Annotated in this window: 12 protein-coding genes; 7 read left to right on the forward strand and 5 right to left on the reverse strand. The window is 60.2% G+C overall.

What is annotated here, in order from left to right; genetic code table 11:
• Nucleotides 1–102: 102 nt before the first annotated feature.
• The 3 genes from BLU48_RS00950 to BLU48_RS00960 form a co-directional block, all read right to left on the reverse strand.
• A complete protein-coding gene (locus BLU48_RS00950; RefSeq protein WP_057024887.1) occupies nt 103–1,002 on the reverse strand; it encodes an acyltransferase in 900 nt (299 codons plus the stop codon).
• Nucleotides 1,003–3,102 carry a phosphate acetyltransferase gene (pta, locus tag BLU48_RS00955; RefSeq protein ID WP_057024888.1) on the reverse strand — a complete coding sequence of 700 codons (2,100 nt, stop codon included), beginning with the start codon at nt 3,100–3,102 and terminating at the stop codon, nt 1,003–1,005.
• A gap of 79 nt (nt 3,103–3,181) precedes the next feature.
• A complete protein-coding gene (locus tag BLU48_RS00960) occupies nt 3,182–3,472 on the reverse strand; it encodes a DUF3565 domain-containing protein (RefSeq protein WP_057024889.1) in 291 nt (96 codons plus the stop codon).
• On the opposite strand from BLU48_RS00960, the gene BLU48_RS00965 reads away from it, so the two are divergent.
• On the forward strand, nt 3,471–3,956 hold the full coding sequence (locus BLU48_RS00965; protein ID WP_027606858.1) for an FKBP-type peptidyl-prolyl cis-trans isomerase: 486 nt from the start codon (nt 3,471–3,473) through the stop codon (nt 3,954–3,956). The two genes, BLU48_RS00960 and BLU48_RS00965, sit on opposite strands and share 2 nt — an antisense overlap.
• A gap of 262 nt (nt 3,957–4,218) precedes the next feature.
• On the opposite strand, the gene rpsT is transcribed toward BLU48_RS00965, so the two are convergent.
• On the reverse strand, nt 4,219–4,497 hold the full coding sequence (gene rpsT, locus BLU48_RS00970; protein ID WP_003188401.1) for a 30S ribosomal protein S20: 279 nt from the start codon (nt 4,495–4,497) through the stop codon (nt 4,219–4,221).
• A 253-nt stretch (nt 4,498–4,750) separates the two neighbouring features.
• On the opposite strand from rpsT, the gene murJ reads away from it, so the two are divergent.
• From murJ to ispH, 6 genes are all read left to right on the forward strand, one after another.
• Nucleotides 4,751–6,289 (forward strand): murein biosynthesis integral membrane protein MurJ, encoded by a 1,539-nt coding sequence (gene murJ / locus BLU48_RS00980; RefSeq protein WP_057024890.1) that lies wholly within the window; start codon nt 4,751–4,753, stop codon nt 6,287–6,289.
• Between the two features lie 119 nt (nt 6,290–6,408).
• Nucleotides 6,409–7,347, forward strand: coding sequence for a bifunctional riboflavin kinase/FAD synthetase (gene ribF / locus BLU48_RS00985; protein WP_043049285.1), 939 nt, complete (start codon nt 6,409–6,411; stop codon nt 7,345–7,347).
• A gap of 14 nt (nt 7,348–7,361) precedes the next feature.
• On the forward strand, nt 7,362–10,193 hold the full coding sequence (ileS, locus tag BLU48_RS00990; RefSeq protein WP_057024891.1) for an isoleucine--tRNA ligase: 2,832 nt from the start codon (nt 7,362–7,364) through the stop codon (nt 10,191–10,193).
• Nucleotides 10,186–10,698, forward strand: a complete 513-nt coding sequence (gene lspA, locus BLU48_RS00995) for a signal peptidase II (protein ID WP_046070847.1) — start codon at nt 10,186–10,188, stop codon at nt 10,696–10,698. The genes ileS and lspA overlap by 8 nt, the downstream gene beginning before the upstream one ends.
• Before the next feature lie 7 nt (nt 10,699–10,705).
• A complete protein-coding gene (locus BLU48_RS01000) occupies nt 10,706–11,143 on the forward strand; it encodes an FKBP-type peptidyl-prolyl cis-trans isomerase (protein ID WP_172833437.1) in 438 nt (145 codons plus the stop codon).
• Nucleotides 11,144–11,321: 178 nt separating this feature from the next.
• Entirely contained in the window at nt 11,322–12,269 is a 948-nt protein-coding gene (gene ispH / locus BLU48_RS01005) for a 4-hydroxy-3-methylbut-2-enyl diphosphate reductase (protein WP_034118029.1), read from the forward strand.
• On the opposite strand, the gene BLU48_RS01010 is transcribed toward ispH, so the two are convergent.
• The gene (locus BLU48_RS01010; protein ID WP_057024893.1) at nt 12,223–12,804 is read right to left on the reverse strand and encodes a GspH/FimT family pseudopilin; all 582 of its coding nucleotides are present in this window, start codon (nt 12,802–12,804) and stop codon (nt 12,223–12,225) included. The genes ispH and BLU48_RS01010 overlap by 47 nt on opposite strands.
• Between the last annotated feature and the right edge of the window lie 196 nt (nt 12,805–13,000).

The following is a 13,000-nucleotide window of genomic DNA, read 5'->3' on the forward strand; positions in this document are numbered from 1 at the left end:
GGTCAAATGTGGGAGGGGGCTTGCCCCCGATAGCGGTGGGTCAGCTACGGCTGCATCAACTGATACTCCCTCATCGGGGGCAAGCCCCCTCCCACAGGTTGATCATCGCTTGCTTGGGAATTCGGTGTGAAGCTGATCCAGCAACGCATCCTTGGCTTCCCACAGTTGGTTAATCCACCCCTGGAACGCCAACCGATACTCCCCGTCCTGCTCATAATTCTTGCCGATAAACTCGGCCGGAATCTGCACCTCTTCAAACCGCACCACCACGTCCTTCACATTCCCGCACAGCAAATCCCAATATCCCGGGCGCCCGGCTGGATAGTGAATGGTCACATTCACCAGTGACTTCAACTGCTCCCCCATGGCATCCAGCACAAACGCAATGCCGCCGGCCTTGGGCTTGAGCAAATAGCGAAATGGGGAGTTTTGCTGCGCGTGCTTGCCCGGCGTAAACCGCGTGCCCTCGGCGAAGTTGAAAATGCCCACCGGGTTGTCGCGAAATTTAGCGCAGGTCTTGCGGGTGGTCGCCAGGTCCTTGCCTTTCTTTTCCGGGTGCTTCTCCAGGTAAGCCTTGCTGTAGCGCTTCATAAAGGGAAAGCCCAGTGCCCACCACGCCAGGCCAATCACCGGCACCCAGATCAATTCCTGCTTGAGGAAGAACTTCAACGGGCGAATACGCCGATTGAGCACGTATTGCAGCACCATGATGTCGACCCAGCTCTGGTGGTTGCTGGTCACCAGGTAGGAGTGCTGGTAGTCCAAGCCCTCGAGGCCAGCCAGGTGCCAGCGCGTGCGCCGTACCAGGTTCATCCAGCCCTTGTTGTTGGTCACCCAGGCTTCATGGGTATGGTTCATCAGCCACTCGCTGAAGCGCTTGGCGAAGGGCAGCGCCTTGAACAGTGCGACGATAAACAGGAACGAGCACAGCAGGATCGTGTTCAGCGCCAGCAGCAGCGAAGCGATTACCCCGCGTACGGCGGCAGGTAGAAAATCCAGCATTTAGATATCCATAGGTCGGTTGGCGGCTTGGATCGCCGTCAGGGCGATGGTGTACACGATGTCGTCTACCTGGGCGCCACGCGGCAGGTCGTTGACCGGTTTGCGCAGGCCCTGGAGCATCGGCCCCAGGCTTACGCAATCGGCGCTGCGTTGTACGGCTTTGTAGGTGGTGTTGCCGGTGTTCAGGTCTGGGAACACGAACACCGTGGCCTTGCCCGCAACCTGGCTGTTGGGGGCCAGTTGCCGGGCGACGTTTTCGTTGGCGGCGGCGTCGTATTGCAACGGGCCATCGATCAGCAGCGAACTTTGCTGCTCGTGGGCGAGCAGGGTGGCTTCACGGACTTTTTCCACTTCTTCGCCACTGGCCGAATCACCACTGGAATAGCTGATCATTGCCACCCGTGGCGTGATGCCGAACGCGGCGGCGGAATCGGCGCTTTGCAGGGCGATTTCCGCCAGTTCCGCGGCGCTTGGGTGTGGGTTCATCACACAGTCGCCGTACACCAGCACCTGCTCGGGGAACAGCATGAAGAACACCGACGATACCAGGGTGCATCCTGGCGCGGTCTTGATCAGCTGCAGGGCAGGGCGAATGGTATTGGCGGTGGAGTGAACAACCCCGGAGACCAGGCCGTCCACTTCGTCCAGGGCGAGCATCATGGTGGCGATCACCACGGTATCTTCCAGCTGTTGCTCGGCCATGGGCGCGTTGAGGCTCTTGGTCTTGCGCAACGCGACCATTGGCTCGACGTAGCGTTGGCGTATCAGGTCCGGGTCGAGAATCTCCAGGCCCTCGGGCAGTTCGATGCCCTGGGCGCGGGCGACCGCCTCCACATCCTCCGGCTTGGCCAGCAGCACGCAACGGGCAATGCCTCGGGCCTGACAGATGGCGGCGGCTTGCACGGTCAGCGGCTCGCTGCCTTCGGGCAACACGATGCGCTTGTTGGCGGCCTGGGCGCGTTGGATCAACTGGTAGCGGAACACGGCCGGCGACAGGCGCATCTCCCGTGGCGTACCGCAACGCTGGTGCAGCCAGCGCGCATCGAGATGGCTGGCGACGAAGTCAGTGATGATCTCCGCACGCTCGCGGTCATCAATGGGAATTTCCTTGTTGAGGCTATTGAGCTGGTTGGCGGTGTCATATGAGCCCGTGCTCACCGACAGCACCGGCAATCCGGCCTGGAAGGCGCCGCGGCACAGGTCCATGATGCGCGGGTCGGGCAGGGTGTCGCTGGTCAGCAGCAGGCCGGCCAGCGGCACGCCGTTGATCGCGGCCAGGCTGACGGCGAGGATGATGTCGTCGCGATCTCCTGGGGTTACCACCAGCACGCCGGGCTTGAGCAACTCCACGGTGTTGCGCATGGTGCGCGCGCAGATGATGATCTTGGTCATGCGCCGGCTTTCGTAGTCGCCGGCGTTGAGGATCTGCGCGCCCATCAGGTCGGCCACGTCACGGGTGCGCGGAGCGTTGAGCTCGGGCTGGTAGGGGATACAGCCGAGCAGGCGAAAGTCACCACTGCGCAACAGCGGCGAATGCTCTTTCAGGCGCGCCGAGAAAGCCTCCATGCTTTCGTCGGTGCGCACCTTGTTGAGGATCACGCCCAGCACTTTCGGGTCTTTCGGGCCGCCGAACAATTGCGCCTGCAATTCCACCCGGCCAGAAAGTTCGGTGAGCACCTCGTTTTCTGGTGCCGAGACCAGGATTACTTCGGCATCCAGGCTCTTGGCCAGGTGCAGGTTGACCCGTGCCGCGTAGCTGGCGCTGCGGGTCGGCACCATGCCTTCGACGATCAGCACGTCCTTGCCCACGGCGGCCTGCTGGTAGAGGGTGATGATTTCTTCGAGCAGCTCATCGAGTTGGCCGTCGCCGAGCATGCGCTCTACGTGGGCAAGGCCCAAAGGTTGGGGCGGTTTGAGCCCGTGGGTGCGTGCCACCAGTTCAGTGGAGCGTTCCGGGCCGGTATCGCCCGGGTGAGGCTGGGCAATCGGCTTGAAAAAGCCGACCTTAAGGCCGGCCCGCTCCAGGGTGCGCACCAGCCCAAGGCTGATGGAGGTCAGGCCCACACCAAAATCGGTGGGCGCGATAAAAAAAGTCTGCATGCGGATTCTCTGGAGGTGCATGGCTTGGGTGGCGCTCTATGTTTGAATGCCTACCGCGGATCAGGCGCCAAGGTTAGCGTTATTCTTGCGCTTGCGCACACCAGCCGCACACAAAGGGTTGGCCTATTTTTTCAAGGCGTTGCGCAGGGTCCAATACCCAGGCGCGCGACTGCCAGGGCGGCTGGTGGCGCAGGTGCTGGGTGTGCCCGCAGGACAGTTCGACGACCCAATGCCGGTCGTCGTCCTGATGGAAGCCGGTGATGAAGGATGCCGTTGATCGGCCCCGTCCGTCCGGGTTCTGTTCGCTTTCGGGCAAATCCTTGTTTAGACTTGTCCGTTCTTCATTCTTATGCAAAAGGTCTCGCCCCATGACGATCGCCGCTAACAAGGCTGTCTCCATCGACTATACCCTGACCAACGACGCTGGTGAGGTCATCGACAGCTCAGCCGGCGGCGCGCCGCTGGTCTACCTGCAAGGCGCAGGTAACATCATCCCGGGCCTGGAAAAGGCCCTGGAAGGCAAGAGCGTCGGTGACGAGCTGACTGTCGCCGTAGAACCTGAAGATGCCTACGGCGAATACTCCGCCGAGCTGGTCAGCACCCTGAGCCGCAGCATGTTCGAAGGCGTTGACGAGCTGGAAGTGGGCATGCAGTTCCACGCTTCCGCGCCGGACGGCCAAATGCAGATCGTCACCATCCGTGACCTGGACGGCGACGACGTGACCGTCGACGGTAACCACCCACTGGCAGGCCAGCGCCTGAACTTCCAAGTGAAGATCGTTGCCATTCGCGACGCTTCCCAGGAAGAGGTAGCCCACGGCCACGTCCACGGTGAAGGCGGTCATCACCATTGATTGTGGTTTGATCAATAGGTAGCAAAAACGCCCCGACTGGTTCGGGGCGTTTTTTTTGCGTTTTAATGTGGGAGGGGGCTTGCTCCCGATAGCGGTGTATCAGTACCAGATATTCAGACTGACACACCGCTATCGGGAGCAAGCCCCCTCCCACAAAGGGATTTGTGATGAATCTGTGGGCAAACAAAAATGCCCCGGACCTTTCGGTACGGGGCATTTCTTAACTGTTTCGCAACCAGGGCTGCGTGGCAGTTGTTACCACTTAGGCAGCAGCAGGAACGCTCAGAGCCTTGATGTGGCCATTCAGGCGGCTCTTATGACGAGCGGCCTTGTTCTTGTGGATGATGCCTTTATCGGCCATACGGTCGATAACTGGCACGGCCAGAACGTAAGCAGCTTGGGCTTTTTCAGCGTCTTTGGTGTCGATGGCTTTAACTACATTCTTGATGTAGGTACGAACCATGGAACGCAGGCTGGCGTTGTGGCTGCGACGCTTCTCAGCCTGTTTTGCACGTTTTTTGGCGGAAGGTGTGTTGGCCACCGTCGAGCTCCTCGAAAGACTTTTTAGGAAATAGCAAACAAAATAGGCCGCGAATCATGCCGATGACTTGATGGGTTGTCAAGGGCGGCTGATGCGAACTGCTGAGTGGTCGATCTGAAGAGGCGGGTGATTTATTTCCGGCGCTTGACCTGTAAACTCGCGAGCTTTGGCTCTGTGCTGTTGCAGGCGCGCAGTATCGCATAAGTGGGCGCTTTGTTCGCCTGCTCTTTATCTATAGGCGCAAACTCTTTCAATGAATCTGCTCAAATCGTTGGCTGCCGTCAGCTCTATCACGATGATCTCCCGGGTTTTGGGGTTTGTGCGTGACACCCTGCTGGCGCGCATCTTTGGCGCCAGCATGGCCACGGATGCCTTCTTTATTGCCTTTAAACTCCCCAACCTGTTGCGGCGGATCTTCGCCGAGGGCGCGTTTTCCCAGGCCTTCGTGCCGATCCTGGCCGAATACAAGACCCAGCAGGGCGAGGAGGCGACCCGTACCTTTATCGCCTACGTCTCGGGCCTGCTGACCCTGGTGCTGATGCTGGTGACCCTGATCGGCATGCTCGCCGCACCCTGGGTGATCTGGGCCACAGCCCCGGGATTTGCCAATACTCCGGAAAAATTCGCACTGACCACTGATCTGCTGCGAGTGACCTTTCCTTATATATTGCTGATTTCCCTGTCGTCCCTGGCCGGGGCGATCCTCAATACGTGGAACCGTTTCTCGGTGCCTGCTTTCGTTCCGACTCTGCTTAACGTCAGCATGATTATTTTTGCGCTGTTCCTCACGCCGTATTTCGATCCGCCGGTCATGGCCCTGGGCTGGGCGGTCCTGGCCGGAGGCCTGGCGCAGCTGCTGTACCAGCTGCCGCACTTGAAGAAAATCGGCATGCTCGTGCTGCCGCGCCTGAATCTCAAGGACACCGGTGTCTGGCGCGTGATGCGCAATATGCTGCCGGCGATCCTCGGGGTGTCGGTGAGCCAGATTTCGCTGATCATCAACACCGCGTTTGCCTCGCTGCTGGTCTCGGGCTCGGTGTCGTGGATGTACTACGCCGATCGCCTGATGGAGTTGCCGTCCGGCGTGCTTGGCGTGGCGTTGGGCACGATCCTGCTGCCGACCCTGGCGCGCACCTACGCCAGCAAGGACCGCCAGGAGTATTCGCGAATCCTCGATTGGGGCCTGCGCCTGTGCTTCCTGCTGGTATTGCCATGCGCCCTGGCCCTGGGGATCCTCGCCGAACCGCTCACGGTCTCGCTGTTTCAATACGGAGAATTCGATGCGCATGACGCCTTGATGACCCAGCACGCGCTGGTTGCCTACTCCGTCGGCCTGCTCGGCATTATTGTGATCAAGGTGCTCGCGCCTGGTTTTTACGCGCAGCAAAACATCCGCACCCCGGTGAAAATCGCAATTTTCACGCTGATCGTCACGCAACTGCTCAACCTGATATTTATCGGGCCTTTGGCCCATGCAGGGCTGGCGTTGGCGATCAGTGCCGGCGCCTGCATCAATGCCGGCCTGCTGTTTTACCAACTGCGCAAACAGCAGATGTACCAGCCACTGCCGGGTTGGGGAGTGTTCTCCCTCAAGCTGCTGGTGGCAGTCGCCGCGATGTCCGCCGTGCTCGTTGGCCTGATGCACGTAATGCCGGCCTGGGGCCATGGCGATATGCTGGAGCGCTTCATGCGCCTGGGTGTATTGGTGGTCGCGGGCGCGGCGGTGTACTTCGGCATGTTGCTGTTGCAGGGTTTCCGCCTGCGGCATTTCAATCGCAAGTCGCTGGGATAGAGAGTTTGCCGCGATAAAACGGGTGTTTTATCGAATCGACCCATTTGGCCTGCGCTGTTGCCTGTCGTCCGGGGCTGGGTGTGGTTATAATCGACCACTTTATGAGCAAGAAGCGCGTTATGCAGCTGGTTCGAGGTCTTCACAACCTGCGCCCCGAGCATCGGGGCTGCGTCGCCACTATTGGCAACTTTGACGGTGTACACCGTGGCCACCAGGCTATCCTGGCCCGGCTACGCGAGCGTGCGGTCGAGTTGGGCGTGCCCAGCTGCGTGGTGATTTTCGAGCCACAACCGCGGGAGTTCTTTACCCCGGAAACGGCGCCGGCCCGTCTGGCACGCCTGCGCGACAAGCTGCAACTGCTGGCCGAAGAGGGTGTGGACCGCGTCCTTTGCCTGGCTTTCAACCAGCGCTTGCGTAGCCTCAGCGCCACCGAGTTCGTTGATCGTATCCTGGTGGAGGGCCTGGGGGTGCAACACCTGGAAGTCGGCGACGACTTCCGTTTCGGATGTGACCGGGTCGGGGATTTCGATTTCCTGCAACATGCCGGCGCCAGCCAGGGGTTTACCGTCGAAGCCGCGCAAACCGTCGAACTGGACGGTCTGCGCGTGAGCAGCACCCAGGTGCGTAACGCCCTGGCTGCTGCCGACTTCGGCTTGGCCGAGCGGTTGCTCGGTCGCCCGTTCCGCATTGCCGGACGGGTATTGCACGGTCAGAAGCTGGCGCGCCAATTGGGCACGCCAACTGCCAACGTGCAACTCAAGCGCCGTCGTGTACCGTTGACCGGGGTTTACCTAGTGAGCGTCGATATCGACGGCCAATCGTGGCCGGGAGTCGCCAATATAGGCGTCAGGCCCACGGTTGCAGGTGATGGCAAGGCCCACCTGGAAGTTCACCTTTTGGATTTTGCCGGTGATTTATACGACCGGCGTTTGACGGTGGTTTTCCACCAGAAGCTGCGTGAAGAGCAGCGTTTCGCCTCCCTGGAGGCGTTGAAAACGGCGATCAATGCGGATGTCGCCGCCGCCCGTGCACTAGCCGCACCTAGCGCCCATCGCTAACCGAAGAGCCTTAAATGACCGACTATAAAGCCACGCTAAACCTTCCGGACACCGCCTTCCCAATGAAGGCCGGCCTGCCACAGCGCGAACCGCAGATCCTGCAGCGCTGGGACAGTATTGGCCTGTACGGAAAGTTGCGCGAAATTGGCAAGGATCGTCCGAAATTCGTCCTGCACGACGGCCCTCCTTACGCCAACGGCACGATTCACATCGGTCATGCGCTGAACAAGATTCTCAAGGACATGATCATCCGCTCGAAGACCCTTTCGGGCTTCGACGCGCCGTATGTCCCTGGTTGGGACTGCCACGGCCTGCCGATCGAACACAAAGTCGAAGTGACCTACGGCAAGAACCTGGGCGCGGATAAGACCCGCGAGCTGTGCCGTGCCTACGCCACCGAGCAGATCGAAGGGCAGAAGTCCGAATTCATCCGCCTGGGCGTGCTGGGCGAGTGGGACAACCCGTACAAGACCATGAATTTCAAGAACGAGGCCGGTGAAATCCGTGCCTTGGCCGAAATCGTCAAGGGTGGTTTCGTGTTCAAGGGCCTCAAGCCCGTGAACTGGTGCTTCGATTGCGGTTCGGCCCTGGCCGAAGCGGAAGTCGAGTACGAAGACAAGAAGTCCTCGACCATCGACGTGGCGTTCCCGATCGCCGACGACGCCAAGCTGGCCGAGGCCTTTGGCCTGGCGAGCCTGAGCAAACCGGCTGCCATCGTGATCTGGACCACCACCCCGTGGACCATCCCGGCCAACCAGGCGCTGAACGTGCACCCGGAATTCATCTACGCCCTGGTGGACGTCGGTGATCGTCTGCTGGTGCTGGCCGAGGAAATGGTCGAGGCCTGCCTGGCTCGCTACGAGCTGCAAGGCTCGGTGATCGCCACCACCACCGGTACCGCACTGGAGCTGATCAACTTCCGTCACCCGTTCTACGACCGTTTGTCGCCGGTGTACCTGGCTGACTATGTCGAGTTGGGTTCGGGTACCGGCGTGGTTCACTGCTCGCCCGCCTATGGCGTGGACGACTTCGTGATCTGCAAGAAGTACGGCATGGTCAACGATGACATCATCAACCCGGTGCAAAGCAACGGCGTTTATGTGCCTTCGCTGGAGTTCTTCGGCGGCCAGTTCATCTTCAAGGCCGACCAGCCGATCATCGACAAACTGCGTGAAGTCGGTGCGCTGATGCAAACCGACACCATCAAGCACAGCTACATGCATTGCTGGCGCCACAAGTCCCCGCTGATCTACCGCGCCACCGCGCAGTGGTTCATCGGCATGGACAAAGAGCCGGTCAGCGGCGACACCCTGCGTGTGCGCTCGCTCAAAGCCATCGAAGACACCCAGTTCGTCCCGGCCTGGGGCCAGGCGCGCCTGCACTCGATGATTGCCAACCGTCCGGACTGGTGCATCTCCCGCCAGCGCAACTGGGGCGTGCCAATCCCGTTCTTCCTCAACAAGGAAAGCGGCGAGCTGCACCCACGCACTGTCGAGCTTATGGAAGAAGTGGCGCTGCGGGTTGAACAGGAAGGTATCGAAGCCTGGTTCAAGCTGGACGCTGCAGAGCTGCTAGGCGATGAAGCGCCGCAGTACGACAAGATCAGCGACACCCTCGATGTCTGGTTCGATTCTGGTACTACTCACTGGCACGTGCTGCGCGGCTCGCACCCGGTGGGCCACGAAACCGGTCCGCGTGCCGACCTGTACCTGGAAGGCTCCGACCAACACCGTGGCTGGTTCCACTCGTCGTTGCTCACCGGGTGCGCCATCGACAACCATGCGCCGTACCGCGAACTGCTGACCCACGGTTTCACCGTCGACGAGACGGGCCGCAAGATGTCCAAGTCGCTGAAAAACGTGATCGAACCGAAAAAAATCAACGACACCTTGGGCGCCGACATCATGCGCCTGTGGGTGGCGTCGACCGATTACTCGGGTGAGATCGCCGTATCGGACCAGATCCTGGCCCGCAGTGCCGATGCCTACCGCCGCATCCGCAATACCGCACGCTTCCTGCTGTCGAACCTGACCGGTTTCAACCCGGCCACCGACATCCTGCCGGCTGAGGACATGCTCGCCCTGGACCGTTGGGCCGTGGACCGTACCCTGCTGCTGCAGCGCGAGTTGCAAGAACACTACGGCGAGTACCGCTTCTGGAACGTGTACTCGAAGATCCACAACTTCTGCGTGCAGGAACTGGGTGGTTTCTACCTCGACATCATCAAGGACCGCCAGTACACCACCGGCGCCAACAGCAAGGCGCGCCGTTCGGCGCAGACCGCGCTGTATCACATCTCTGAAGCCCTGGTGCGCTGGATCGCGCCGATCCTGGCCTTCACCGCCGACGAACTGTGGGAATACCTGCCGGGCGAGCGTAACGAATCGGTGATGCTCAATACCTGGTACGAAGGCCTGACCGAGTTGCCGGCCGACTTCGAAATGGGCCGCGCGTACTGGGAAGGCGTGATGGCGGTAAAAGTTGCCGTGAACAAGGAGCTGGAAGTTCAGCGTGCGGCCAAGGCCGTCGGTGGCAACTTGCAGGCCGAAGTCACCCTGTTTGCCGAGGAAGGCCTGACTGCCGACCTGGCCAAACTGAGCAACGAACTGCGCTTCGTGTTAATCACGTCGACTGCCAGCCTGGCACCGTTTGCTCAAGCCCCGGCTGACGCCTTGGCTACCGAAGTACCGGGCCTCAAGCTCAAAGTCGTCAAGTCGGCCTTCCCCAAGTGCGCTCGTTGCTGGCACTGCCGTGAAGACGTCGGCGTGAACCCTGAGCACCCGGAAATCTGCGGCCGTTGTGTAGACAACATCAGCGGTGCTGGCGAGGTTCGCCACTATGCCTAACTCAGCCAGTCGTTTTGGACGTCTGGGCTGGCTCGTATTGAGTTTGCTGGTCCTGGTCATTGACCAGGTCAGCAAGGCTCACTTCGAGGGCTCCCTGGAGATGTTCCAGCAGATCGTGGTGATTCCGGATTACTTCAGCTGGACCCTGGCCTACAACACCGGCGCCGCCTTCAGCTTCCTGGCTGACGGCGGTGGCTGGCAGCGCTGGTTGTTTGCCCTGATCGCCGTGGTGGTGAGTTCAGTGCTGGTGGTCTGGCTCAAGCGCCTGGGTCGCGACGACACCTGGCTGGCTATCGCCCTGGCCCTGGTGCTGGGCGGCGCGCTGGGCAACCTGTATGACCGCATCGCCCTGGGCCATGTGATCGACTTCATCCTGGTGCATTGGCAGAACCGTCATTACTTCCCGGCGTTCAACTTTGCCGATAGCGCTATTACTGTCGGTGCAATCATGCTGGCGCTGGATATGTTCAAGAGCAAGAAAACCGGAGAGACCGTCAATGACTGATCAGGTATTGGCTGAGCAACGCATCGGCCAGAACACGGAAGTCACTTTGCATTTCGCATTGCGCCTGGAGAATGGCGACACGGTCGATAGCACCTTCGACAAAGCTCCGGCGACTTTCAAGGTGGGCGACGGTAACCTGTTGCCGGGTTTTGAAGCAGCCCTGTTCGGCTTCAAGGCTGGCGACAAGCGTAACCTGCAGATCCTGCCGGAAAACGCCTTTGGCCAACCCAACCCGCAAAACATACAGATCATCCCGCGTTCGCAGTTCGAAGGTATGGACCTGTCGGAAGGCTTGCTGGTGATTTTCAATGATGCGGCGAATACCGAACTGCCTGGCGTGGTGAAAGCTTTCGATGACGCGCAAGTGACCATCGACTTCAACCACCCGTTGGCCGGCAAGACACTGACCTTTGACGTCGAGATCATCAACGTCAAAGCGCTGTAACTGACCGTACACGGTCTAAAATGTGGGAGGGGTTTGCTCCCGATAGCGGTGTATCAGCTAAGTATTTGCAGATTGATATACCGTTATCGGGAGCAAGCCCCTCCCACCTTTGATCCCCATTGTCGGTTGAGTCAGCGTTAAATTCGACTCAACGTGGCTGCAAGACACGAGGCACAGCATGCAAATCAAACTCGCCAACCCCCGTGGCTTCTGCGCCGGCGTGGACCGGGCGATCGAAATCGTCAACCGCGCCCTGGAAGTTTTCGGGCCGCCGATTTATGTGCGCCATGAAGTCGTCCATAACAAATTCGTGGTCGAAGACCTGCGCGCACGCGGCGCTATCTTTGTCGAAGAACTCGACCAGGTGCCCGACGACGTAATCGTCATCTTCAGTGCCCACGGCGTGTCCCAGGCCGTACGTACCGAAGCGGCAGGCCGTGGCCTTAAAGTATTCGATGCCACTTGCCCGCTGGTGACCAAGGTGCACATCGAAGTGGCGCGCTACAGCCGTGACGGCCGCGAATGCATCCTGATCGGCCATGCCGGTCACCCCGAAGTCGAAGGCACCATGGGTCAGTACGACGCCAGCAACGGCGGCGCCATCTACCTGGTTGAAGACGAAAAAGACGTCGCCAACTTGCAGGTACACAACCCGGATCGCCTGGCATTCGTGACCCAGACTACCTTGTCCATGGACGATACCAGCCGTGTAATCGATGCCCTGCGCACGCGATTCCCCTCCATTGGCGGCCCCCGCAAGGACGACATCTGCTACGCCACGCAAAACCGCCAGGATGCGGTCAAGCAACTGGCGGATGAGTGCGATGTGGTGCTGGTGGTCGGCAGCCCGAACAGCTCCAACTCCAATCGCCTGCGTGAGCTGGCTGAACGCATGGCCACACCGGCATACCTGATCGATGGCGCCGAAGACATGCAGCGCAGTTGGTTCGATGGTGTCGAGCGGATTGGCATCACCGCGGGCGCCTCGGCCCCGGAAGTCCTGGTGCGCGGCGTGATCCAGCAGTTGCAGGCCTGGGGAGCCACCGGTGCTGATGAGCTGGCTGGTCGTGAAGAGAACATCACGTTCTCCATGCCCAAGGAACTGCGGGTCCGCTCGCTGCTCTGACGCCCGACGGGCTGGTATAGCCTCGGCATAATGCCTGCTCGGTTTTCACACTGCGCAGGCTGATGCGCCCGCTGGGCGCCAGCACTACCTGGTACAGGCTCTGTGCCTGGCTTGTGTCGCACACATGCACGGTGCCGGCACGGAAGCCCCCGCCGGCAAAGACCGGCTCTCCCAAACCGCTGAAACGCACCTGGTTCGTGACCGGGCCATTGCCCGCGATAAGCACATGCCCGCTGTCCTGTCGTTCAAGCAATACCGGGTTATCTTCGTCCAGGTGACCACGCCCATTGATGTCCAGTATCACCCGCCACCCCAGGCTCCAGTCCTCGTCCCGCGCGTGAATGACCACCGCCTGATTGCGTGCGATGGCCTCGGCGCGTGCGTAGCGCAGGCCTGCAGCGAGTGATTGGGCCACGCTTTGTCGCTGCTGTGATTCAAGCAACCCTTTGAAGCCGGGCACGGCCAGTTGTGCAAGAAAGCTGGTCACGATCAGCCCAAGCAGCATTTCAATCAGGGTGAACCCTCGTTGTGTCATGTGCGTTCCCTCCGTGGACGCGAGTGGGTCTACAAGTTGCAGACCTAGGTATAGCCCTGGGCCTCTGGTGATGAATGATGGCCTTTATGTCCAAAGTATTTCCCTTTGTTCCTGGAGCGGCGCCGCTTGAAAGCCGACGCTAGTCTTGGGTCGTACAGCAGGTTTTGCCTGCTTTTTTCCGGCCTTCGACATGGAT

This window comes from Pseudomonas synxantha, assembly GCF_900105675.1.
Classification (GTDB): domain Bacteria; phylum Pseudomonadota; class Gammaproteobacteria; order Pseudomonadales; family Pseudomonadaceae; genus Aquipseudomonas; species Aquipseudomonas synxantha.